This window comes from Bradyrhizobium sp. CCBAU 53351 (assembly GCF_015291745.1).
Classification (GTDB): Bacteria; Pseudomonadota; Alphaproteobacteria; order Rhizobiales; family Xanthobacteraceae; genus Bradyrhizobium.
Genome location: NZ_CP030059.1, coordinates 122902 through 144489 on the forward strand (window position 1 = coordinate 122902; position 21588 = coordinate 144489).

Consider the following 21588-nt stretch of genomic DNA (forward strand, 5'->3'; position numbering starts at 1 on the left):
CCGGCGCGGCTCGGGTTCGAACCGGAAGACTTACGCCGCGGTCGCCGGCGGCAGGGCCAGCACCGAATAGATCGCCTGCGCATCGCGCGAGGCGCGGAGCTTCTTGGCGATGTCCTGGTCGCGCAGGAGGCGGGCGATGCGGGCGAGGGCCTTGAGGTGATCGGCGCCGGCGCCTTCGGGGGCGAGCAGCAGGAAGACCAGATCGACCGGCTGGCCGTCCATGGCCTCGAAATCGATCGGGCGGTCGAGCCGCGCGAACAGGCCAAAGATCTTTTCGAGCTTGGGCAGCTTGCCGTGCGGGATGGCGACGCCATAGCCGACCGCGGTGGTGCCGAGCTTCTCACGCTGCAGCAGCACCTCGAACACCGAGCGCTCGTTCTGCCCGGTCAGCTCGGCGGCCTTGGCCGCGAGCTCCTGCAAGGCCTGCTTCTTGCTGTTGACCTTCAATGCCGGGAGAATCGCCTCGGGTGCGACCAGATCGGTAATCGGCATGGAGGCTTTCCGAGGTGAATTAAACCGTCAGGTTCCGAATTGGCCAGCTTGATAGACCAAGCCGAGCCAGCGTCAATAACGTGAAGCAGGAAGGGGACTTAGCCCAAAGTCCTGCCAAGTCCAGATGTGGGGGGCTTCTACTCCAACGCAATCCCGGTGCCAACTCCCGCGTGCGGCTTTGCCACGGTCATTGTTAAGGGCCGGGATCGTACGGAGCCCGCCCCGCCTAACCGCCCGCCTTGCCATCGACCTTGTCGTCCACCTTGGCCCCCGGCGGATCGATCCAGCCGACATTGCCATCCGCCCGGCGGTAAATGATGTTCACCCGGCCCGAAGAGCCATGCTGGAAGACCAGGCACGGGGCTCCGCTGAGGTCGAGTTCCATGACCGCCTCGCTGACCGAGAGCTGCTTCAACGAGGTGGTCTGCTCGGCGATGATCACGGGGCTGTAGCCGGTGACGTCCTCTTCGCCCTCGCCGGGCGCCTCCAGCACGTAGGCTGTCGCGTCGAGCGCAGCCATGGCCTCGGAGGCGACATGGGCCTTGCGGGCGGAGCGGTCCTTGAGCCGGTTCTTGTAGCGGCGCAGCCGCTTCTCGATCATCAGCAGCGCCTGGTCGGCGCTGGCATAGGCATCCGGCGCGTTCGAATCGGCCTCGAGCGTGATCCCCGAATCGAGGTGCAGGGCGCAATCGGTGCGGAAGCCGAAGCCGTCCTTGCTGAGCGTGATGTGGCCGGAATAATTGCCGTCGAAATATTTGCGCAGCACCTCGTCGGTGCGGTCGGCGACGCGGCCGCGCAGGGCCTCGCCGACGCTGATGCTCTTGCCCGAAATCCGAAGAGTCATGGGATGCCTCGCTTGATTTGCTCATCAGCCGCGACGACGCGTCACCGCAGCTGAAGTCGTTCCCTGCGCATGATCTCCCCACGAACCCGTTCCGCGTTGGTCGCGAGAGGAGACCGCTGTGCACTTTTTCGAATCATGCGCGTGCTTGGATGGGTTGCAAAGGGGAGCCGAGAGTAGCGCGATTTCGCGCCAGTGCAATCAGGCCGGTTCGGGATTGCGCGAGCGATCGGACAAGGCGGTGGAGAGGACGTTACCAAGGGCGCTCTGCTTGTCGCGGCGGCGTTGCACCGAGGAAGGAATGCGCATGGCTTCGCGGTACTTCGCGACCGTGCGGCGGGCAATATCAATGCCCGAAGCGCGCAAGCGTTCCACGATGGTGTCGTCCGACAGGATCGCGCTCGGCTCCTCCGAATCGATCAGCTGCTTGATGTGATGGCGCACCGCTTCGGCGGAATGCGCCTCGCCGCCGTCGGCCGAGGCGATCGAGGCCGTGAAGAAATATTTCAGCTCGAACGTGCCGCGGTTGGTGGCCATGTATTTATTGGCGGTGACGCGGGACACCGTGGATTCGTGCATCTGGATGGCGTCGGCGACGGCCTTCAGATTGAGCGGCCGCAGATGCGCCACGCCATGGGTGAAGAAGCCGTCCTGCTGGCGCACGATCTCGGTTGCGACTTTCAGGATGGTGCGGGCGCGCTGGTCGAGCGCGCGCACCAGCCAGGTCGCGTTCTGCAGCGCGTCGGTGAAATAGGACTTGTCGCCGTCCTTGCCGATCTTCTTCGAGAGCTGCGAATAGTAGGTCTGGTTGACCAGCACGCGCGGCAAGGTGTCGCTGTTGAGCTCGACATGCCAGCCTCCGTCGGGACCCGGGCGGACATAGACGTCGGGCACCATGGTCTGCAGGCGCGCCGAACCGAACTTCATGCCGGGCTTGGGATTGAGGCGGCGGATCTCGCCGATCATGTCGGCGATGTCCTCGTCGTCGACGCCGCAGAGCTTGCGTAAGGCGGCGATGTCGCGTTTGGCGAGGAGATCGAGATGCTCGACCAGGGCCTGCATCGCGGGGTCGTAGCGGTCGAGCTCGCGGAGCTGGATCGCCAGGCATTCGCTCAAATTGCGCGCACAGACGCCGGGCGGATCGAACTTTTGCAGCACGGCAAGGACGCCCTCGACGTCGGCTTGCGATGCGCCGAGGCGCTCCGCGGCCTGGCCGAGATCGGGCGGCAGATAGCCGGCCTCGTCGACGAGGTCGATCAGGTACTGGCCGATCATGCGCTGCGCGGGCGCGGTGAAAGCCACCGAGAGCTGCTCGGCGAGGTGGTCGCCGAGTGTCATCTCGGCGGCGACGAAAGCTTCGAGATTGTAGTCTTCGTCACCGGAGGCGCCGCCGCCCCATTCGGTGTAGGTGGTCGGCGCGGCGTCCTGGGCGTTGCGTGCCGCGGCCTCGGCCGGCTCCTCGGAGAAGACGTTGTCCAGGCCCGTGTCCAGGGTCTGCTCGATCTCGGCGCGGGTGCCGAGATCCTTGCTCATCCATTCTTCCTGGCCCGGCTCGAACGCCTCGCCGGGACCGCCGCCGGGCTCATCGGCGTTGCCGCCGCCGAAATCGTCGCTGTCGCTGAACTGGCCCGCATCCGTGGGGGTCTCACCCGCGGGGGCCTCGTCACTGGCCCGTTCCAGCAGGGGGTTACGCTCGAGTTCCTCTTCCACGAAGGTCGTGAGATCGAGATTGGACAATTGCAGCAGCTTGATCGCCTGCATCAGCTGCGGCGTCATGACCAGCGACTGCGACTGCCGGAACTCTAATCTCTGCGTGAGCGCCATGAAGCTAGAACCGATCCCAAAAAGTTGGTCCGATTTTTGCTTATCCTAGTCCGGGCCCGATGTACACGTCTTGACGAAACGCAAAAACGGGCTAGAGGCGGAATTCCTCGCCAAGGTAAAGGCGGCGCACGTCCGGATCGGCCACGATCTCATCCGGGCTCCCCTCGGTCAGGATTTCCCCGGCATAGACGATGTAGGCGCGATCGGTGAGGCCGAGCGTCTCGCGCACATTGTGGTCTGTGATGAGCACGCCGATGCCGCGATTGGTGAGATGGCGGACGAGGTCCTGGATGTCGCCGACCGCGATCGGGTCGATGCCGGCGAACGGCTCGTCGAGCAGCATGTAGTTCGGCCGCGTCGCCAGCGCGCGCGCAATCTCGACGCGGCGGCGCTCGCCGCCGGACAGCGCGATCGACGGCGATTTGCGCAGCCGCGTGATGTTGAATTCGTCGAGCAGCGAGTCGAGCTGCTGCTCGCGCTTCTTGCGCGAGGGCTCGACCACTTCGAGCACGGCGCGGATGTTCTGCTCGACGGTGAGGCCGCGGAAGATCGAGGCTTCCTGCGGCAGATAGCCGATGCCGAGCCGCGCGCGCTGATACATCGGCAGTTTCGTGACGTCGTGGCCGTCCAGCTCGATCGCGCCGCGATCGGCCTTGATCAGGCCCGTGATCATGTAGAACACTGTGGTCTTGCCGGCGCCGTTCGGACCGAGCAGGCCGACGGCTTCGCCGCGGCGCACATAGATGCTGACGCCGCGAACCACCTGGCGGCTGCCGAAGGCCTTTTCCACGCTATGCACAGCCAGGAAACCCGGCCGCTTCAGGAGCTGAGGCGCGGTCGCGCCATTGGACCTGCCGGCAGCCCTGACCGGGTGAACCGCCTGCGGGCGGGGCTCGGCTCGATAATCGGCTTCGTAGCCGTCCTGATAGTCAGCCTGGAACTGATCGGGCGCACGCGCCGGGTCGCGGGCGAGCGGCGGCGCATCGCGGATCGGGCTGGCCACGAGCCCGCCGACACTGTCACCGAGCGCGGTGATGTCCTGGCGCGCAAATCCTGGCCGGCCGCGCTTGGCGGGGCGCCGACGGAACATGCTGAAGAGATCGACCATCCCCGCCTTCTAAGCCTTTCGCGACGATCCTGCGCGACGATCCCGCGCGAATTTGCGCGATCTGCCGCATCGGGCTTTCGATTCGCCGATGCAGCATGAGTGAAGGGATGTCTCATGCCCAGTGAAACACGCCCGAAAAGCGGCCGACCCCGCTTCGAAAGCCCTGGGCGCTAGATACAGTCTCGCCCGCCAAGCTTCAACCTCGGTTCGGTTGCATCCGAACCAAGTCTTTGAATTTATTTCGGTTTACTTGCACCAGGCAATTGCAGAGGCGCTGCTCCGCCGCCCTTGCCCGAACCGCAATCATTGCCGGCGCCCTGGGGCAGCAAGACCTGAACCCTCCCGCTATCAGATTCCACCCGCGACACGCCGGTCGTCATGTCGACCTTCAGCCGATCGCCACGCATCACGTTCTTGCACTGCGTCATGACCACCTGCCCAGCGCCGCCGCCGAACATGGTGATGAGATTGGTCTTGGTGTCGAATATGGCGGTCTCGCCCGTCACCACCTGGTCTTTCTGGGTGACGACGACATTGCCGTGCGCCTCCAGTCGCTTGATCGAGGAACTGCCGCCAGGGCCTGGCTGCGCCGACTGCATCGGCGCCGTCGACTTCGCGCCCTTCGCGGGCTGCGGCGGCGTGGCCGGCTTGTCGCCGCCCGATTCGTAAAACACCACCAGCGTCTTCGAGGTCATGGTGGTGTCGCCCTGGATGACCTTCACATTGCCGGCGAAGGTCGCCTCCTTCTTCTTGTCGCGCATCTCGAGCGAAGCGGCCTCGATCTGAATCGGCTGATCGCGGTTCTGCGAGAAGCCCTGCATCGCGTTGGGCACGCCCTGCATGGTGTTCTGCGCGATGGCCGCACCTGTGGCGACCAGAACAATGCCGACGGCAAGTGCAGCCGCGCTGACGATGGCGCGCCGCTGGTCGTCGCTGCGCGAAAAGATCTTGGTCATGAAAATCATCTTGAGTTGGCAGACTTGTTCTGAGGAGGACGTGTCTTTGCCGGCGGCGCGGGCTCGGGTGGCGCAGGCTGTGCGGCGGCGGGGTCATCCAGCTTGTCCAGATGCATGACCACATTGCCTTCGAAACGGATGACGTCGCCGCCTTCCGTAATTCGCAGGCGATCCGCGGTCAGCGTGCCGTTGGTCAGCTTGACGTCGACACGCTCGTCCGAGGAGACCGTGCCCTTGTTCATGTCGACGAAGGCGGAGTTCAGCCGCGCCTCGTAGCCGGTGGAGGTGCGCAGGAAGATGTCCTTGTGCAGATCGAGCTGCTGCTGCTTGTTGTCGAAGCGGCCGGTGCGGGCATCGAGGAACAGGGTGGATTGATCCTCCATCAGCACTTTCGCACGGAGGTCGTTGAGATCGACGTGATCAGGATCGGTGATGTCCTGCGTCGCGGTCTTGGCCCAGAGCTCATAGGGCCGCTGATCCGGTGTGAAGCCGGACAGATGCGGCGATTCCATCGTGATCTTGGTGCCCGACACCACCATGTTCTCGACGGTGAGCGGCAGCTCGGGAATCCGGAATTTGTTGAAGAACGCGATGTAGATGATCACGGCCATGGCCACGACCACCGTCGCGGGGACCCAAACCCTGAGAATCCGCACCAGGCGGCTGTGGCGCGCCGCGCTGGCAAACTTCGCCGCAAGCGCGGCGTCGTAGGTGGGATTATGGGCCGAATTCACCTGAGCTCCTGAGGTGTCGCTCGCCAAGCCGGATCGAGGGTCGTCCTATTGTACCCCTCACCGCGCCAATATGCAGCCGTGGACGTCGCTGGCTGGCGTTGCAGGCTTGGCGTGGCCTGGACAGACCGCGCGAAAGTGTCCGAAACGGGGCGCGGTCCAGGGTCTAACCGGGGACCCGGGGCTCAGGAATGCGCGAAAATGTCCTCCTCCGCCCAGCCCTGGAGGTCGAGCAGGGCACGGGTCGGCAGGAAGTCGAAACAGGCCTTGGCGAGCGCCGTGCGGCCTTCCCGGACCAGCATGGCATCGAGTCGTTCGCGCAAGCCATGCAGATGCAGCACGTCCGAGGCGGCGTAGGCGAGCTGCGGCTCGGTCAGGCTGTCGGAACCCCAATCGCTGGACTGCTGCTGCTTGGAGAGATCGACATTGAGCACCTCGCGCACGAGGTCTTTCAGGCCGTGGCGGTCGGTGTAGGTACGGGTCAGGCGCGAGGCAATCTTGGTGCAATAAATCGGCCCGGTCATGACGCCGAAGGTCTGGTACAGCACCGCGACGTCGAACCGCGCGAAGTGGAAGATCTTCGTGATGGCGGGATTGGCCAGCAGGGCCTTCAGGTTCGGCGCGTCGGTGTGCCCCTTCGGGATCTGCACCACGTCGGCGCTGCCGTCGCCGGGCGAGAGCTGCACCACGCAGAGCCGGTCGCGGTGCGGGTTGAGCCCCATGGTCTCGGTGTCGATCGCCACCGCTGTGGTGTAGCGCGTGAGGTCGGGCAGGTCACCGCGATGCAGGCGTACGGTCATGGCGTTTCAAAACCTCGGGTCGAATCGGTTGCGTCGGCACAATAGCTAATTCGGATTGCCCGCGATGTAGCCATTGCCGGCGGGCCGCGCAAGCACGCGGTTCGGTCAGATCGCCGGCAGCATGATGCAGATCATCGCCGCGACCGTGATGCGGCCGCGCCCGCGCAACCCCCTCAGGGCGCCTTCTTCTGCGCAGGCACGGCGGGCTTGGCAGGCGTCACCTGGGCATGCGGCTGTGCCGGTGCAGCTTCCGGCGTCGCGATCGCGATCGCGAACAGGCGCCATTGCCCCGCAACGATCTGAAACGTCAGATCGAACTGGATCTGCTGCGGCCGGGTCGGAATGTAACCTGCGAGGCGCAGCATCCCGCGCTGATCGAGCGCGGGCGCTTCGCTGAATTGCGGCGCCAGCAATGCCGCAGCATAGAGATCGAAATTGCGGCGCCGCAGGTCGAGAAAATTCAATCCGAGATCTGCGGCGGTGTTGCGCGCCTGGAAGTCGGGCGCCGCGAGGTCGCGCAGCACCGTGTAATTGCCGGTGCGGTTGGCATCATTGAGCGTGAGCAGCGTCGAGCGGATCAGATAGAGCGCCTTCTCCAGCGTGACGGGCAGCGACGGCTGCGCCGGGGCCGGCTCGGGCGTCTTCTGCTGCGCCATCGCCCCGCTGCCGCAGGACAGCAGCAACGCCAGTGCAATCACGGCTCGCACGATCAATCGCATGGCACGGCCCCTTGCATGAAGTGGCCTGCTGCCTTCACCAGCCGACACGCATGCCGACGCGGCCGCCCAAGCCGCCGCCGTTCGTGCCATAGGTCAGCCCGCCGCTGGCCTGCACGTGCTCGCTGACACGCAGCGCCGCACTCATGGAGAGCGCATTGGTGTTCTGAAACGTGCCCCAGTTCATGCTCATCGCGATCTTCTCGGACGGCATCAGCCAGGGCGAGCCGGACATCGCGAAGGCCATCGCGACACCGTTGACCGCCTTGCCGGTCCTGCCGTCGAGGTCGTTGAGCCGGGCATTGATGCCTGCGAGCTGGCTGTTGATGCCTGCGATATCCGCGGGGCTCGCAAACCCGAGCGCGCTGAGCGAGGTGGATGCGAGATTGCCGGCAGCGTCAGTGGTGACGAGCTGCACGGGCCCTGACTGCGCGGCCGTGCTCGCGGCCGAGGTGACGCCTGTCATCGTGTAGGTATTGCTCGCCGTCCCGTAAACCTGCTGGTTCGCGCGCGTCGCGGTGGCGCCATTGCCGATCGCGGTGGAATTCCCGAAAGTTGCTGATGCGCCATTGCCGTAGGCCGACGAATTCGCGCCGGTGGCATTGGCGCCGTTACCGACCGCGGTGTTCGCGACACCGTTTCCGCTCGCATTGGCGCCGTTGCCGACCGCAATGTTGAAGCTGCCGGTCCCACTGGCATTGGATTGCGTGCCGTTCGCGATATTCGCCGAATTGGCGCCGCTGGCATTCGCCAGATAGCCGGCCGCCGCGTTGGAGCTGTTGGCGCCAAATGCGTTGGCGGCGTTGCCGGTGGCGACGTTATTGCTTCCGGACCCGCTCGCGTTGGTATTCACGCCGGTCGCGATATTGAAGCTGTTGTCGCCGGTCGCGTTGGAGTTGGGGCCGGTCGCGATGTTAGCGCTGCCGTTGCCGTAGGCGTTGGCGTTGGTCCCCGTCGCGGTGTTGAAGCTGTTGTCGCCGTAAGCCCTGGCGACAAACCCGGTCGCAACATTTCTGCTGTTGTTGCCGGAGGCATTGGAACTGCGCCCTGTCGCAACGTTCCTGCTGTTGTCTCCGTTGGCGAGGGCTGTCAGCCCGGACGCAAGATTGCCGCTGTTGTTGCCACCGGCGTTGGCTCCGGCGCCGGTCGCGATATTGTTGCTGTTGTCGCCGCTGGCCTGCGCGTTGTTACCGGACGCGATGTTTTTGCTGGTGTCACCGCTGGCGATGGCTCCCGCTCCGGTCGCGCTGTTGAAGCTGTTGTTGCCGCTGGCGTTGGCATTGTTTCCGGTCGCCATATTGGAGCTGCTGTGGCCGCTGGCGTTGGCGGAACCGACGGCAATATTGCTGCTGGCATTTCCGTCAGCGTAAGCGCCGCTCCCGATCGCGGAGTTGTTGCTGCCCGCACCCGGAGCGGAGGCGGAGGGCCCGCAGGCAAAATTGCCCGCTGAGCCGGCCGCACTGGCGCCTTGATCGGATAAGGCCCCATCCACGCAGATGAACTGGGCCCGGGCTCGCGGCGCGCCGGCGCAGGCCACGACGACGGCGATCAGCACCGTTGCGAGACAAGCGCTGATTCGCGCTCGCGATGAGATCATCATGTTGGTCCCCCCACCCCGTCTTCCGACCTTGCGACCGGCAAGTGGCGCACGAAGAACCAAGACCGCCGTCACTTCCAGCCGAAGGCCGCCACCACGTCAACGCGATTGACGCTTGCGCCATATGCGATACTCAAAGCATGCAGTCCATGGCTTTGGGAAGACGCGGATGCGCGACGGACCGCGCGGCATTCCGTCCCCCCATATTCATGGGGTGCGCGCGGTGCACTGCTTCTCAATCCGCGCACTCTTTTCGCAAAGAAGCGGACGGCTCGTCCGACGGGAGGCTGTTGCCCGGATCCCACAACCCGGCGCGAGTTCAGGTTCCCGGCAGCAACGAGAGCTAAGCGGCCCGTGAAAATCGTGCGGGCCCACCCCATCTGCCAGTTTCCCTCACCGCCCCCGACGAAATCGAGACCCATGACCGAACAGACGCTCGCTGCGCCTATCGACGCCCCATCGGAGCAGCCGCGCGGCTTTTCGCGCTACCAGGCGCTTCTCATCGCGCTGCTCGCGTTCACGCAGTTCACCATCATCCTCGACTTCATCATCATGTCGCCGCTCGGCGCCATCCTGATGCCCGCGCTCGACATCACGGCCACCCAATTCGGCGTCGCGGTGTCGGCCTACGCGTTCAGCGCGGGCATTTCGGGCGTGCTGGCCGCCGGCTTTGCCGATCGCTTCGACCGCAAGCGCCTGCTGCTGTTCTTCTATGTCGGCTTCACGCTCGGCACCGCGCTCTGCGCGGCGGCGCCGAACTACCACGTGTTGCTCATGGGCCGGATCGTGACCGGATTGTTCGGTGGCGTGATCGGCTCGGTGGTGCTCGCCATCATCACCGACCTGTTCCCGCTGCGGATGCGCGGCCGCGTGATGGGGATTATCCAGACGGCGTTCGCGGCGAGCCAGGTGCTCGGCATTCCCGCCGGGCTGTTTCTCGCCAATCACTGGAGCTGGCATGTCTGCTTCATCGCGATCGTCGTGGTGTCGATTGCCGCGATCGCCATCATCGCCTTCGCCATGGAGCCGGTCGATGCGCATCTGAAGCTGAGGCAGGACAAAAACCCGTTCCACCATCTGATCGCGACGCTCGCGCAGCCGCGCTACACGCTGGCCTTCGCGGTCACGACGCTGCTGGCGACCGGCGGCTACATGCTGATGCCGTTCTCCAGCGCCTTCACCGTGCACAATCTCGGCATCGACATCACGCATCTGCCGACGATCTATCTCGTCTCCGGCCTGTTCAGCATCGTCACGGGGCCGCTGGTCGGCCGAGCCAGCGACGCGTTCGGCAAATACCCGACCTTCGTGTTCGGCTGCGTGATGACCGTGATCATGGTGCTGATCTACACCCATCTCGGCCACGTCTCGCTGGTGACCGCGATCGTCGTCAACGTGCTGATGTTCATCGGCATCTTCTCGCGCATGATCCCGTCGCAGGCGCTGATGTCGGCGATCCCCGATCCGACCCAGCGCGGCTCGTTCAGCGCGGTCAGCGCCTCGCTGCAGCAGCTCTCCGGCGGCCTCGGCTCGGTGCTCGCCGGTGCGATTATCGTGCAGGCGCCCGACGGGGCGCTGCTCCATTTCGACCGGATCGGCTACGTCGTCGTCGCCACGACGATCATCACGCTGGTGATGATGTATTTCGTGCAGAAGGCGGTGGCCGAGCGGACGGGGAAGCGGGTGGTGTGAGGGGGGATTGCCCGGTTGGCGATTTGATGCAGCACCTTTCCAACAATGGTTATTGGGAGCGGCATTGGTGGAGCGAATTGTCATGGCTGCGAGCGCGGATCTCGGCGAAGCCCTTGAAAACTTTGTAAAAAATCTAGTCGCTTCGGGTCGTTATCACTCCAAGAGCGAGGTGCTGCGGGAGGGCGTCCGGCTTATCCAGGAGCGTGAAGCCCGTCTGGCCGCGTTGGACGCTGCAATCGCGCGCGGGCTTGAGGACGCCGGAGCAGGACGGGTCAAATCGAACTCTGAGGTGTTTGACCGGCTGGAAGCGAGATTGGCCGCCAAGGCTGAGCCCGCGTGATTGTCGTCATCACCGCGGAAGCGGAAGCCGACCTTGAGGAGATTGCGTCCTATGTCGCTGGGCAGAGCCCGCGGAGCGCGCTCGCGCTTATCCGCGCACTGCGCGAAAAGTGCGAATCCCTTGCTGACGCACCACGCGGCTACCCCTTGGTCCCGCGCTAGGAGCACAACGGTATTCGACGGCGACCGTTCGGAAGCTTTTTGATTTTCTACCGTGTCGGTATCGATGCGATCGAGGTGATCCACATCCTCCACGGCGCACGTGACTACGAGCCGCTACTCTTCCCGGAGGACCAGGGTGTCACGATCGACCGCTATGTGCAGCTCGCACAAGCACAAAATGGTGCCCAGGAAAGGACTGGATCGCCACCGTCGAAAAAGCCCTAATTTGCTGGGTTTTTGAGCCGCCCGGCATCGGCTTGTGTACCGGTTCTGTGTACCGGAGACAAGCGCTTGACAGCCTGAGGGACCAGACTGGTTCACTTCTGCAGACCGCTGGATCCTTAATCAGGTCGGCCATTGCTCCTTTAGTTGCTACGGGGGTTAATTTCTCCGCCTGGAGCGACAGGAGGATGCGATGCAAGCGTATGACTTGGTGGTGATTGGATCTGGAACGGCCGCTCAGGTCGTGAGCGCGAAGGTCCGAAAGGCCGGAAGGACAGTTGCTGTCGTGGACCATCGTCCGTTCGGCGGGACCTGTGCGCTGCGCGGATGTGACCCTAAGAAAATGCTCATAAGTGGTGCCGAGACCATCGATGCTGCACAGCGCATGCAGGGTCACGGGGTCACAGGCGAACTTCGGATCGGTTGGCGCGAACTCATCGCCTTCAAACGCACTTTCACCGACCCGGTGCCTCAGAAGCAGGAGGCCCATTACGCCGCACAAGGCATTGATGCTTTTCACGGCATTGCGCGGTTCACTGGCCCCGACGCTGTCTCTGTCGAAGGACAGGAATTAAAGGCGCGTCACATTGTCATCGCTACCGGCGCACGTCCCGTGCCTCTGCAGTTTCTCGGTGCAGAACACATCATCACGAGTGACCGATTCCTGGAGCTGGAGAGCCTGCCAGGGAGGATCGTACTGATTGGCGGTGGTTACGTCGCGGCGGAGTTTTCCCACATTGCCGCTCGCGCGGGAGCACAGGTAACGGTGTTCCAACGCGCTGACCGTATGCTGCCGCGTTTCGACCCAGACCTTGTCGGTTGGTTGATGGTAAAGTTTGCGGAACTCGGAATCGACGTGCGGACGCGATCAACGGTCGACCGAATCGAGCAAACGGCGAACGGTCTGCTAGTGCATGCCGATGGGCAGCAAAGCGTGGCTGCCGATCTGGTGGTGCATGCGGCGGGTCGCGAGCCTGACCTGGGCATGGACTTAGCGGCGGCTCAAGTCACGGTAAGCAAGAAGCGTCTCGAATTGAACGAATATCTCCAGAGCGTATCCAACCCTCAAGTCTACGCTGCCGGCGATGCTGCGAGTTTGGGCCCGCCCCTGACGCCCGTATCGGCCCACGATGGTAGGGTCGTCGCTACCAATATTCTGGAAGGCAACTCTCGCAAGCCCGATTATCGAGGGGTGCCGAGCGTGGCATTCACAATCCCGCCAATTGCCTCCGTGGGGCTGACGGAGAGTCAGGCCCGGACGCAAGGGTTGAAGTTCAAAGTGAACTCGGAGAACACGCCAAATTGGTATACGGCTCGTCGTCTCGCAGAACGAGTGTACGGCTACAAAACGCTGGTCGAGGAGGGAACGGGTCGGATTCTCGGAGCACATATCGTCGGTCCCCACGCCGACGAGGTAATCAATCTGTTTGGACTCGCGATGCGGCACAATCTGACCGCGAGGGATTTGCAGACGACCATGTTTGCCTATCCAACCGGCGCGTCAGACATCGGATCTATGGTCTAGTCGCCTGGCCGACCGGCATCCAGAATATCGAGCACCGGGCAATCGGGGGTTGCGCCGTCGGAGCACTGTGCGACCGTTTCCGCCAGGATGGACTCAAGCTTCACGAGGTCGGAGAGTTTCTGACGAACATTCGCCAGATGTGCACTCGCAATCCTGTGCACGTCGGCACATGGCGCACGCCCTGGCCCTCCCATGGCAAGCATGGCGCGAATTTCCTCGAGGGTGAACCCAAGGTCGCGGGATCGGCGGATGAAAGCCAATATCCTGGCTTCGGTCGGTCCGTAGACTCGCCGCCCACTAGCCGTGCGTGGTGGCGCCGGCAGCATGTCGATGCGCTCGTAATAGCGGATGGTCTCAACGTTCACGCCGCTGTGCTTCGAGAGTTCCCCGATCGAGAAGCCTTCCGCTCGCGAGGGTGTGATTGAGCGCATGAAATCGTCCTTGATCCTGTAGTGACTACAGGATGCATGGTATAGCCCATGAAGATCAATCAGACCGATCACATTGCTGATGACCGACCGCGGCAAGGCCTGATAGCGGCAGGTGGCGTCCTGGCCGCGCTTGCGGCATCGTCGTGTTGTATTCTTCCCCTAGCGATGTTTGCTCTCGGGATTAGCGGAGCCTGGATCGGGAATTTCACCCGGCTGGCTCCCTACCAACCCTATTTCATAGCGGCCACCCTCGGGTTCTTGGGGTACGGCTATTGGTTGGTCTACCGATCAGGAAAACGCGCCTGCGCCGAGGGCGAGGCCTGCGCGCGGGCCCTACCGAATCGCATCATCAAGGCAAGCCTCATCCTCGCAACTATCTTGGTTGCTGCCGCTCTAGGGCTCGACTTTATCGCTCCCCTACTCCTCAACTCATGACCGGAAACTTCCCATGAACAAAGTTCTCGCCTTCGCCGCCTTCGCTGTCACCATTATCGCTGCGCCAACGGCCATGGCTGCAGAGAGAACGATCACGTTGGCCGTGAAGAACATGTACTGCGCGTCATGCCCCTCCATCGTCAAAGGAAGCCTGGAAGCAGTGCCGGGTGTGGCCAAGGTTGCGGTGTCCTACAAGGACAAGACGGCAACGATCGTCTATGACGATGCCAAGGCCGATGTAAACCAACTGACCTCGGCCACCACCCAGGCCGGTTACCCGTCCGCACCCAAGAGCTGATCCGATGCTTCTTCAGTCGACCATCACCTGTCCGCACTGCTCTGTCGCGAAAACGGAGACCATGCCGACCGATGCCTGTCAGTTCTTCTATGAATGCACCGGCTGCGGCACGAAGCTAAAGCCCAAGTCGGGCGATTGTTGCGTATTCTGTTCCTATGGCTCGGTGCCGTGTCCACCAATTCAAGAGGTTCGCGCCGGCAAACCTGGCGCTGCCTCCTGCTGTGCGTAACAGGCGATGACCAGCGCGCCGATTCAAACCTCGCGCGACTGGCTTGGCAGTGTCCATACCAGCGTGCTGGCGTGGTGGCTGCCTAAAGCAGCCATCCTTGCCGGTTTGTTTTTCCCTGTATCTTTTCGCGCCGTGATCTGGATTATCGCACTCATCTGGATGGGCGCGGCGTGCATCCTGAATGCACGACGCTGTAATCGCACGCATTGTCGCTATACCGGGCCTTACTATCTCGCGATGATCGTGCCCGTGACGGTCCTCGGAGCGGGGCTGATCACGGTCGGCATAGTTGGATGGTTTTGGTTGGGCGTGATGATCCTCGGCGGAAGCTGGCTCATATGGTGGGCTACCGAGCGAACATGGGGGACGTTCTCCTAGCGTGAGAGCCGGACTGTGGGTCACAGGCCGACTTACCAATAGGCCCACTTCTGGGGTAGAGCGGACGTCCACTCCAAATCTTCATTGGATCTCCCCTAACATTCGTCCGATGGCGGTCGCCGCGTAGGGCTTTCCGCTTTCGCTCTTGTAGCCGGCTCTCGCCAGTTCATCGGCGATAGCCCTGAGTGAACGGCGACCGCCCTTTGGCGTCTTTCGACGCAACCGCTTCGCCATAGTGATCATCTCCCCGCCATGCTTCTCGTCATCGATCTCGCGATAGCTCTTGCGGCCTTCAACCTTCACGCCGGTGGCGCGCTTCCGATCCCGCGCGGCCTTCAGCTTGCCCACCAGCCGCGCCTTCTCAAGCTGAGCGAATACGCCGGCGATCTGGCGCATCGCGATCTTGAACGGGTCGTTCGTCTCCGTGAGATCGTCGCCCGAGCTGGTTAACACTCGAACGCCGCGCTCGATCAAAGCGATTATGCCGGCCTCCTGGACGATCAGCTGGCGCGCAAACCTCGAAGCATCCTCGACCACGACCGTCCGCACGCCATTGGACTCAATCCTGTCCAGCAAGGCTGAGAATCCCGGCCGGCTCTCTATCGGGTCCGCACCGCTAACGTCCTGGTCGTAGAACTCCTCCGTGATCTCCAGGCCGGCCCGCTTCGCAAACGCCTCGATCGCGGCCCGCTGGCGCTTGTCGCTGTCCTTGTCCGGCCCGACGTTCGCCGCACTCGACGTCCGCAGATACGCGATCGATTTCGTCAATTTCGGTGATTTTGCCACGGCTTAACCCAATTATCTGTTTCGTTATCTTGAGATATCGTAACAGAGTAGCACCAAGACGGCAACGAAAAACGATAAGTGGGGTGAAATTTTTCAATCTGATGGGTTGAATTACAGAGCGCGACAGGTTATTTCAGCACACCAAAGAGGAGGAATCGCATGCTTACAGACATTGGAAAAGAGCTGAGGAAGCTGCGGATCGAAACGGATGAGCGCTTGATGGACATGGCAAAGCGACTGGACAAGTCGGCCTCCTTCATCTCCGCGGTCGAGGTCGGCAAGAAGTCGCCGCCCTCGGACTTCGAAGAGGCCGTGATCAAAATCTACCAGCTTGCCGGCGATGCCGCTGAGGCGCTTCGCCGGGCGGCAGATCGATCGCGCAAAGCCTTCACCATTGAGCCGAGCAGCGCCCTCGGTCGTGACACTGCGGCATTGCTGGCGAGACGCATCAACAATCTGTCGGACAGCCAGCTCAAAGAAATCCGGGAGATTTTGTTCAAGGGGAGCAAGCCGGCGTGAGCGGACAAGACTTCGTCGTGCCAGCACTGAGCTGGGACCAGATCGCACAGACGACAGACAGCATCCGCGAGCAGTTCGGTCTCGGTGCGCAGCCCTACTTCCCGATCATGGAGTTCATCGAGAAGGTCCTGGACCAGCGAATGAGCGTGGTCACGTTCGAGGTCGCCGACAAGCACGAGATGGCCAATGCCGAGGGCTACACCGACCCGAATGGCGAGTTCATCATTTTACGGGATGACGTCTACTACGGCGCGTATGCCGGTGACGGCCGGTCACGGTTCACGGCAGCTCACGAGCTTGGACATCTCGCCCTTCACACCCGGATGCCACTCGCACGCGCCCGTCCGGAGCAGAGCGTCCCGCCCTTTTGCCTGAGCGAACCTCAGGCCAACCAGTTTGCAGCGGAGCTGTTGATGCCTCGCTGCTTCATGATGCGCACCGACACCGCAGCGGTGGTCATCGCGCGCCACGGCGTCTCCTATGAGGCGGCGACCAACCGTCTTAATTTCCTGAGCAGAAAGGGACTGCTGAAATAGAAAGAGGGCTTGAGCTTGGGGGCTCAGGCCCTCTTCCGTATTTCTGGTTCGGGCACAAGGGGCTTGCCGAACCGGAAGCCCACGATGCCGAATCAGGTGATCGCAAACCTCGCCTAATATGGGCCGGCAGTCGTGTCAAGGCAAACAGCGCCCCGACGGAGTGCGTGATGGCGAAGCGAAAGCTTCCTCCGCCTGCTCCGGGATATCGGTACGTGTTCCGCCCATGGCGGACATGTCCGAAGACCGGCGCCCGGCTCTACGCCAAGGCCTTCGGGCTGCGTGCGTGGCCCATCTTGGTGCCTGACGTTTAGCGTCAGGTTAACCGGGAACAAGAATTGGGATCGGCGAGCGATCGCCGATCCCTGCACCCGCTGTCCGGGCGGACTAGTCGTGGAACAAAACAAGTACGAAGTTGGTCGCGTTATGTGCCGGCGATTCGGTCCATCGGCTTACATTTGGTGTCGTTTTACACGCGGGCGCTTTGGTGATTCGGTTGCACTCGTGCTTGGGGAAAAGCCGGACGTGCGGCGAGTCCTGCGCTCATCGCGTGGACTCCGGTGGGGCGAGGCTGCACCATTGAAGGTCCAATTTTTTTCTTGCATAGGCCCCTGCCTCGGATGACCCGCTCCTACTTCGAACTTCCAAAAGACCCCTTTTCCGCGAACGACAACTTTCAAGAACTCCAATCCGAGTTCCCGGCGGACAGCAGCTGCAAAATCCCGCAAATTTCTAGGGATTCCTTACCTGAAGGCGACGAGAACCGCCTGCGACCCTCTTATATGGTTTCAGGCGCTGCTGGGGTGAAGCACACCAACAGGAGTGAGGCCCTTCATCCCGGGGCAGACCCGTTCGCGAACTGGACCAAGAAGACCAAGATCGGTCGGAGGAGCATCACCCGACAGCTGACGCTGCCCCAAGTTCGTGACCTGAAATCCGCCTGGCATCACGCGAAGACGGTCGGTCAGCCGGTGAACAGGTTCATCACGTTCAGGCCGCACGACATCAACGACCAGGATGCCGAGCAGCGGATCGATACTTGGTGGCGCTGGCGAAACAAGCTGGCCCAGTTCGCCCGCGATAACGACTTCGACTTCACTTGCCTGTGGACCAGGGAATCGGAGCGCCACACCGGGAAAAACGAACACCTCCACGTCCTGATGCATGTGCCGCGCTTATTGCAAAAGCGGTTCGACAGCGTGGTCGAGGCTTGGTGCGATGGGACTGATGAAATCGACGTGCGTGGTTGCACGTACCAGATCAGGCGCAATGAGAGGGGCGGCGAGGAGAGCGTTTTGACGTACATCGCCAAGAACAGCCCGCAGGCGAACCGGTTCTTTAACCACACGGTCCAGTACGGCGGTCCGATCTTCGGCAAGCGCTACGGGCTGTCCACCAATCTGACGGCCAAGGCTCGCGCCCGCGCCGCGGTTGCTGGTGGCCTGCGGCAGGACCTGCGCCTGCCCCGCGTCACCTCGGAGGTGAACAACCCGGTCCCGAAGCCGGCCAACGACCAGGGCCGTAAGGGGAGCCGCAACAGAGCCGCCTAGGGGCCTCGCTGGCGCGTGTGCGATTGGTCAGTAGGGTTGCCCCTTCGTCTGACGCAAAACGCATCAGCGGCTATCCTATTGAATCCTAGGGGCATTCTGGAGCCGTTCGGCGCCCGAGACGTTGCACCTTTCTTAAAAGAGCATTTGATTTGCGGGCTCCGTGACCGCGACGTCCAGTCAGCGAAAAAATCTTGGAAAATCAACCGCTTGCTATGAGTTCTAAGTCGATCGCCAAGCGTCGAAATTCCCTGGTTTTGGCTGGTAGGCCCTTCTAAGCCTTTGCAACTATTGACATTTGAATCTTTACAGTGTAAAGATTCACTCGAGCTTGGGCGCCAGCACGCCTCCCCAGCTCGCACCTCTTCAACCACTCTCATCATGGAGACCAACATGCAGGAAATCGATCTCGACCTGCTTAGGAACGAGCGGACCGTCACCATCGGTACCGTGTTCCCTGAAACCATGGCTACCGCCATCGAGGAACGCGCCAAATCCGAGCTGATCTCGCGATCATCTTGGCTGCGCCGAGTTGCTTTGGCCGAATTGCAGAAGGTCAAGTCATGACCGAAGTCATCGCAGGCAGGATCAACACCGCGACGGCGCTCCGTCAGGTGCTCGACCTTCATGGCCTTAAGCTCACCCGAGAGGGCGAGGACGCTCTCGTTGAGCGGCTGACCGATCGGCTCATCCCGGGCGGCGGTCATAGCTTGAAGTACCTCGACCAGGACGGTGCTGAAGCTGACCTCACGGCCTATCTCGCTTGCCTTTACAGCACCCCTGAGACCAGGCGCTTCTTCAGCAGCAACGGGGCGCCTCTCCGCCTGCCCCACGGAGCCTCGCTGCTCACCCAAAATCCGTTCTCGAAGCGGCATTGGAACGTCACCAAGCAGATGCTCCTCCAGCGCGACGACCCGCAATATGCACAGCAGCTGGAGCGCTACGCCGCGAGCGAGCGCAATGTTCGAAGAGATGACGGCGACCCGACAAATCCATTCAGCCGGGCCGGCTTCAACTTGACCCAGCAGATGCTGCTCGAAAAGAACGATCCCGAACGCGCGGCCATGCTGCGCAGAGAGGCCGAGGACGCCTGACATGAACCGGAATGCATCCGCCTTCTCAACCAAGGGATGGTCGTACCGCCAGGAGCGAGCGAGCATCATCCGCGATAGCCAAAAGGCTTCTGACGAGATCAGGGCGATCCGTGCCGCTCTGCTCGCGCGCAAAGACCTCGAACGGCAGCAGGAGCAGGCCCTCGCTCGTGTGGCCGACGCCCGAGCCCGGCTAGAGACGTTCGACCCGGAGAGCCATAGGGTCGTCCTTGCTGAGGCAGTCCGAGAGGCCGAACGTGTCGCCGCAGCGCTCCAGGACGTAACGCCGAGCCCTTCGCCTTCCAAGAAGGGGAAGTGACCGAGAGCCGTCGTAGGTCGCAGGAGTCTCATCCATGCGACCTATTCGGCGGCCTCTACCGTAGAACTGGCTGTGACCTCGGGGACCTGCACTTTGTTCACGAACGGGGCCTTCCGTTGGGCGGTGTAGTGGCGATACTTGTCCGCCTCCGATTTCTTCCCGTGCCCCATGATCGCGTCCGCCATACTGTCAGGCACACCCAGCGCGCCAAGCTCCGTTTTGAACCAGTGCCGAAATGCATGGTTCGGCGCCTTGCGCGGGTCCTGGAATCCCTCTTGCGATCGAATCCAGGCCCCGAGGCGATTGCACACGCTCTTCGAGGCATGCTTCCTGTTTCGATCGCCCGAGCTGCGGTTATAGAACAGCGGTCCGTCGCCACGGTCCGAAACGAAGTTTAGGAATCCTTCCTCGATGATGGCCTGATGGATCGGGGTTTCTCGTTCGCTCCAGTGGTTTTTCAGCCGACCGCCATCGTCCGCGGGCTTAATCTGCATGACCCACAGATTTCCGACCTGTTTGACGCTGGATCCCCAAAGCTGCGCTACCTCTCCAACGCGGGAGCCGCTCAACGCAACAAGCCAGGGTAGCCAGCGCAGGATCGGCTTATGCTGCCCCCTCGCGAGCGTGAGCAGCTGAGCCACTTCCTCGGTGGTATAAGGGAGCTGAGAGTCACCGGCCTGACCTCGGCTGCTCACCGAGACCTTTTCGGCCACGCTCTCGACCAGCCGGTGGTTCTCCACCTCGTAGTTCAGGAGCCTCTTGATGCAGGCCAGATAGCTGTCGTTGATGGTCTTGGCGGCTAACCCCTTCTCGACCAGGTGGTCCTTCCAGCTGACGATATCTGCCCTGGTTAGCCGTTCCACATGGTCATGTCCGACGAAACCCACCAGCGAGTCGACATGACCCCTCCAGTTCGTCACGCTGCTGGGCGCCGGCTGTGTCTCACCCCGCCATTGCTCGAACACCTGTTGTAGCGTGCGGCTCGATCGATAACGCGGATATCGCTCGCGATAGATGTCGGGGCTGTAGTCACCAATCGCGTTCTCCTTGAGCTGACGCGGTCCCGTGTCGCCGGCCTTCGCGATCGCGACCAGCAGCCGCTTCCTGGTCGCATAGTCGACGCGCAGGCATTGCTGGGCCAGAACCCAATTGCAAAGCAGACCATATCTGCGCTCCAGACCCTCGTCGCCGTTCTCCAATCTTGGAAGCGCGTTGATGCCGGCGGTGAGATCATCCCCGAACTCGTCGAGCGCAAGCTGCTGCTCGTTCGGCATCTGGCCAGGGATGATCGGCGGGACGTCAACCAGACGACCTTCCCGCACGGCTCTGTTCACCGCCTTGTGCGCGATCCAATCCGCCCGCTCGCCTGGCTCTTGCTGAAACGTTTCGACGTAGAGGTCGTGCACGAGACCCGCGAGACCCATGATCTGCATGAGGTTGAGCCGCTTCGGCTCCGACCTTTTGGCAGCCCAGACTTTCGCCAACTGCGCCAAGGCTTGGGCTTTTCGAATTTCGGCCACCGCCGCGTTGCGGGTCCGTAGTGAGAGCTTCACGACCGCTCCAATGCGAACCTGTGCCTCAAAACCTGGTTCGCCCATGCACCTGTCGAACACCATCAGCAAGCGGTCGTCGTCGAGGATTCGAAGTACGTCTGTGGGTGTCCGCAGCCGGAAGTTCCAGTGCGAGGAATCGGTGTCGAGATAGATGTAGGCCATGCGATAGTTCATACACGCTGTGTCCCGGTTTTGTGTACCGGTCAGCGGCTCAAATTCCCTGCAAATGAGCGATTTCAACCACTTGGGTTGGGGATGGTGCCCAGGAAAGGACTCGAACCTTCACGGCCGTTAAGCCACTGGCACCTGAAGCCAGCGCGTCTACCAATTCCACCACCTGGGCATGCCGTTTGGGGCACGGAGGCGGTTACTACGGTTCGGTGACGCCGTTGTCAATTCATGCTTGCGGCCCGGTCGGGATGCCGATTGCGCATCGCAAACCGGCCCGATACAAGCCTGACAAG

Annotated in this window: 25 protein-coding genes, 1 tRNA gene and 1 pseudogene; 14 read left to right on the forward strand and 13 right to left on the reverse strand. The window is 62.4% G+C overall.

Annotated features, from left to right (window positions below; translation table 11 throughout):
- Positions 1-30: 30 nt before the first annotated feature.
- The 9 genes from ptsN to XH83_RS00585 form a co-directional block, all read right to left on the reverse strand.
- Positions 31-492, reverse strand: a complete 462-nt coding sequence (ptsN, locus tag XH83_RS00545) for a PTS IIA-like nitrogen regulatory protein PtsN (protein WP_008141251.1) — start codon at positions 490-492, stop codon at positions 31-33.
- 226 nt (positions 493-718) lie between these two features.
- On the reverse strand, positions 719-1336 hold the full coding sequence (gene hpf, locus XH83_RS00550; protein WP_194405188.1) for a ribosome hibernation-promoting factor, HPF/YfiA family: 618 nt from the start codon (positions 1334-1336) through the stop codon (positions 719-721).
- Positions 1337-1534: 198 nt separating this feature from the next.
- Positions 1535-3157 (reverse strand): RNA polymerase factor sigma-54, encoded by a 1623-nt coding sequence (gene rpoN, locus XH83_RS00555; protein ID WP_194405189.1) that lies wholly within the window; start codon positions 3155-3157, stop codon positions 1535-1537.
- A gap of 91 nt (positions 3158-3248) precedes the next feature.
- Positions 3249-4265, reverse strand: a complete 1017-nt coding sequence (lptB, locus tag XH83_RS00560; RefSeq protein WP_194405190.1) for an LPS export ABC transporter ATP-binding protein — start codon at positions 4263-4265, stop codon at positions 3249-3251.
- A gap of 236 nt (positions 4266-4501) precedes the next feature.
- Positions 4502-5230 carry an LptA/OstA family protein gene (locus XH83_RS00565; protein WP_371746233.1) on the reverse strand — a complete coding sequence of 243 codons (729 nt, stop codon included), beginning with the start codon at positions 5228-5230 and terminating at the stop codon, positions 4502-4504.
- The gene (gene lptC, locus XH83_RS00570; protein WP_194405192.1) at positions 5227-5955 is read right to left on the reverse strand and encodes an LPS export ABC transporter periplasmic protein LptC; all 729 of its coding nucleotides are present in this window, start codon (positions 5953-5955) and stop codon (positions 5227-5229) included. Before lptC ends, XH83_RS00565 begins: the two co-directional genes overlap by 4 nt.
- Before the next feature lie 182 nt (positions 5956-6137).
- Entirely contained in the window at positions 6138-6752 is a 615-nt protein-coding gene (locus XH83_RS00575; RefSeq protein ID WP_194405193.1) for a ribonuclease D, read from the reverse strand.
- A gap of 173 nt (positions 6753-6925) precedes the next feature.
- Positions 6926-7471 (reverse strand): hypothetical protein, encoded by a 546-nt coding sequence (locus tag XH83_RS00580; protein ID WP_246776388.1) that lies wholly within the window; start codon positions 7469-7471, stop codon positions 6926-6928.
- 34 nt (positions 7472-7505) lie between these two features.
- Positions 7506-8765: a hypothetical protein gene (locus XH83_RS00585; protein WP_246776389.1), complete on the reverse strand. Its 1260-nt coding sequence runs from the start codon at positions 8763-8765 to the stop codon at positions 7506-7508.
- A 720-nt stretch (positions 8766-9485) separates the two neighbouring features.
- Here XH83_RS00585 and XH83_RS00590 point away from each other — a divergent pair.
- The 4 genes and pseudogenes from XH83_RS00590 to XH83_RS00605 all read left to right on the forward strand — a co-directional run bounded on the left by XH83_RS00590 (position 9486) and on the right by XH83_RS00605 (position 13005).
- Entirely contained in the window at positions 9486-10757 is a 1272-nt protein-coding gene (locus tag XH83_RS00590; RefSeq protein ID WP_194405194.1) for an MFS transporter, read from the forward strand.
- Between the two features lie 82 nt (positions 10758-10839).
- Positions 10840-11097 (forward strand): type II toxin-antitoxin system ParD family antitoxin, encoded by a 258-nt coding sequence (locus XH83_RS00595; protein ID WP_194408118.1) that lies wholly within the window; start codon positions 10840-10842, stop codon positions 11095-11097.
- Positions 11094-11483, forward strand: a pseudogene (locus tag XH83_RS00600) (type II toxin-antitoxin system RelE/ParE family toxin). The gene XH83_RS00595 and the pseudogene XH83_RS00600 overlap by 4 nt, the downstream one beginning before the upstream one ends.
- Positions 11484-11673: 190 nt before the next feature.
- Complete coding sequence (locus tag XH83_RS00605; RefSeq protein ID WP_194405195.1) at positions 11674-13005, forward strand: NAD(P)/FAD-dependent oxidoreductase; 1332 nt, start codon at positions 11674-11676, stop codon at positions 13003-13005.
- On the opposite strand, the gene XH83_RS00610 is transcribed toward XH83_RS00605, so the two are convergent.
- Positions 13002-13436 (reverse strand): helix-turn-helix domain-containing protein, encoded by a 435-nt coding sequence (locus XH83_RS00610; RefSeq protein WP_194405196.1) that lies wholly within the window; start codon positions 13434-13436, stop codon positions 13002-13004. The genes XH83_RS00605 and XH83_RS00610 overlap by 4 nt on opposite strands.
- A 48-nt stretch (positions 13437-13484) precedes the next feature.
- Between XH83_RS00610 and XH83_RS00615 the strand changes: the two genes are divergently transcribed.
- From XH83_RS00615 to XH83_RS00625, 4 genes are read left to right on the forward strand one after another with little or no spacing between them, the layout of a single operon-like run.
- Positions 13485-13871 (forward strand): mercuric transporter MerT family protein, encoded by a 387-nt coding sequence (locus XH83_RS00615; protein ID WP_194405197.1) that lies wholly within the window; start codon positions 13485-13487, stop codon positions 13869-13871.
- A 13-nt stretch (positions 13872-13884) separates the two neighbouring features.
- Positions 13885-14169: a heavy-metal-associated domain-containing protein gene (locus tag XH83_RS00620; protein WP_194405198.1), complete on the forward strand. Its 285-nt coding sequence runs from the start codon at positions 13885-13887 to the stop codon at positions 14167-14169.
- A gap of 4 nt (positions 14170-14173) precedes the next feature.
- Positions 14174-14398 (forward strand): GDCCVxC domain-containing (seleno)protein, encoded by a 225-nt coding sequence (locus tag XH83_RS39640; RefSeq protein ID WP_246776390.1) that lies wholly within the window; start codon positions 14174-14176, stop codon positions 14396-14398.
- Between the two features lie 6 nt (positions 14399-14404).
- Positions 14405-14776, forward strand: coding sequence for a hypothetical protein (locus tag XH83_RS00625; RefSeq protein ID WP_194405199.1), 372 nt, complete (start codon positions 14405-14407; stop codon positions 14774-14776).
- A gap of 81 nt (positions 14777-14857) precedes the next feature.
- Here the strand turns inward: XH83_RS00625 and XH83_RS00630 are convergent, their stop codons facing one another.
- Positions 14858-15544 carry a recombinase family protein gene (locus tag XH83_RS00630; protein ID WP_246776391.1) on the reverse strand — a complete coding sequence of 229 codons (687 nt, stop codon included), beginning with the start codon at positions 15542-15544 and terminating at the stop codon, positions 14858-14860.
- 177 nt (positions 15545-15721) lie between these two features.
- Here XH83_RS00630 and XH83_RS00635 point away from each other — a divergent pair, with 177 nt between their 5' ends.
- The 6 genes from XH83_RS00635 (at position 15722) to XH83_RS00660 (ending at position 19571) form a co-directional block, all read left to right on the forward strand.
- A complete protein-coding gene (locus tag XH83_RS00635) occupies positions 15722-16081 on the forward strand; it encodes a helix-turn-helix domain-containing protein (RefSeq protein ID WP_194405201.1) in 360 nt (119 codons plus the stop codon).
- Positions 16078-16617 (forward strand): ImmA/IrrE family metallo-endopeptidase, encoded by a 540-nt coding sequence (locus XH83_RS00640; RefSeq protein WP_194405202.1) that lies wholly within the window; start codon positions 16078-16080, stop codon positions 16615-16617. The genes XH83_RS00635 and XH83_RS00640 overlap by 4 nt, the downstream gene beginning before the upstream one ends.
- 617 nt (positions 16618-17234) lie before the next feature.
- A complete protein-coding gene (locus XH83_RS00645; protein WP_194405203.1) occupies positions 17235-18164 on the forward strand; it encodes a hypothetical protein in 930 nt (309 codons plus the stop codon).
- A gap of 390 nt (positions 18165-18554) precedes the next feature.
- Positions 18555-18728, forward strand: coding sequence for a hypothetical protein (locus tag XH83_RS00650; RefSeq protein ID WP_194405204.1), 174 nt, complete (start codon positions 18555-18557; stop codon positions 18726-18728).
- Positions 18725-19255 carry a hypothetical protein gene (locus tag XH83_RS00655; protein ID WP_194405205.1) on the forward strand — a complete coding sequence of 177 codons (531 nt, stop codon included), beginning with the start codon at positions 18725-18727 and terminating at the stop codon, positions 19253-19255. Before XH83_RS00650 ends, XH83_RS00655 begins: the two co-directional genes overlap by 4 nt.
- A 1-nt stretch (position 19256) precedes the next feature.
- Positions 19257-19571 (forward strand): hypothetical protein, encoded by a 315-nt coding sequence (locus tag XH83_RS00660; RefSeq protein ID WP_194405206.1) that lies wholly within the window; start codon positions 19257-19259, stop codon positions 19569-19571.
- A gap of 41 nt (positions 19572-19612) precedes the next feature.
- On the opposite strand, the gene XH83_RS00665 is transcribed toward XH83_RS00660, so the two are convergent.
- Together XH83_RS00665 and XH83_RS00670 are read right to left on the reverse strand one after the other, a co-directional pair.
- Entirely contained in the window at positions 19613-21286 is a 1674-nt protein-coding gene (locus XH83_RS00665; protein ID WP_194405207.1) for a tyrosine-type recombinase/integrase, read from the reverse strand.
- A gap of 94 nt (positions 21287-21380) precedes the next feature.
- Positions 21381-21467: transfer RNA gene (locus XH83_RS00670), tRNA-Leu, on the reverse strand.
- Positions 21468-21588 lie beyond the last annotated feature (121 nt).

Coding starts and splice junctions, on each gene's coding strand:
- ptsN (WP_008141251.1), bottom strand. CDS start 492: ATGCCGATTACCGATCTGGTCGCACCCGAGGCGATTCTCCCGGCATTG.
- hpf (WP_194405188.1), bottom strand. CDS start 1,336: ATGACTCTTCGGATTTCGGGCAAGAGCATCAGCGTCGGCGAGGCCCTG.
- rpoN (WP_194405189.1), bottom strand. CDS start 3,157: ATGGCGCTCACGCAGAGATTAGAGTTCCGGCAGTCGCAGTCGCTGGTC.
- lptB (WP_194405190.1), bottom strand. CDS start 4,265: ATGGTCGATCTCTTCAGCATGTTCCGTCGGCGCCCCGCCAAGCGCGGC.
- XH83_RS00565 (WP_371746233.1), bottom strand. CDS start 5,230: ATGATTTTCATGACCAAGATCTTTTCGCGCAGCGACGACCAGCGGCGC.
- XH83_RS00575 (WP_194405193.1), bottom strand. CDS start 6,752: ATGACCGTACGCCTGCATCGCGGTGACCTGCCCGACCTCACGCGCTAC.
- XH83_RS00580 (WP_246776388.1), bottom strand. CDS start 7,471: ATGCGATTGATCGTGCGAGCCGTGATTGCACTGGCGTTGCTGCTGTCC.
- XH83_RS00585 (WP_246776389.1), bottom strand. CDS start 8,765: ATGGCGACCGGAAACAATGCCAACGCCAGCGGCAACAACAGCTTCAAC.
- XH83_RS00590 (WP_194405194.1), top strand. CDS start 9,486: ATGACCGAACAGACGCTCGCTGCGCCTATCGACGCCCCATCGGAGCAG.
- XH83_RS00595 (WP_194408118.1), top strand. CDS start 10,840: ATGGCTGCGAGCGCGGATCTCGGCGAAGCCCTTGAAAACTTTGTAAAA.
- XH83_RS00605 (WP_194405195.1), top strand. CDS start 11,674: ATGCAAGCGTATGACTTGGTGGTGATTGGATCTGGAACGGCCGCTCAG.
- XH83_RS00610 (WP_194405196.1), bottom strand. CDS start 13,436: ATGCGCTCAATCACACCCTCGCGAGCGGAAGGCTTCTCGATCGGGGAA.
- XH83_RS00615 (WP_194405197.1), top strand. CDS start 13,485: ATGAAGATCAATCAGACCGATCACATTGCTGATGACCGACCGCGGCAA.
- XH83_RS00620 (WP_194405198.1), top strand. CDS start 13,885: ATGAACAAAGTTCTCGCCTTCGCCGCCTTCGCTGTCACCATTATCGCT.
- XH83_RS39640 (WP_246776390.1), top strand. CDS start 14,174: ATGCTTCTTCAGTCGACCATCACCTGTCCGCACTGCTCTGTCGCGAAA.
- XH83_RS00625 (WP_194405199.1), top strand. CDS start 14,405: ATGACCAGCGCGCCGATTCAAACCTCGCGCGACTGGCTTGGCAGTGTC.
- XH83_RS00635 (WP_194405201.1), top strand. CDS start 15,722: ATGCTTACAGACATTGGAAAAGAGCTGAGGAAGCTGCGGATCGAAACG.
- XH83_RS00645 (WP_194405203.1), top strand. CDS start 17,235: ATGACCCGCTCCTACTTCGAACTTCCAAAAGACCCCTTTTCCGCGAAC.
- XH83_RS00650 (WP_194405204.1), top strand. CDS start 18,555: ATGCAGGAAATCGATCTCGACCTGCTTAGGAACGAGCGGACCGTCACC.
- XH83_RS00655 (WP_194405205.1), top strand. CDS start 18,725: ATGACCGAAGTCATCGCAGGCAGGATCAACACCGCGACGGCGCTCCGT.
- XH83_RS00660 (WP_194405206.1), top strand. CDS start 19,257: ATGAACCGGAATGCATCCGCCTTCTCAACCAAGGGATGGTCGTACCGC.
- XH83_RS00665 (WP_194405207.1), bottom strand. CDS start 21,286: ATGGCCTACATCTATCTCGACACCGATTCCTCGCACTGGAACTTCCGG.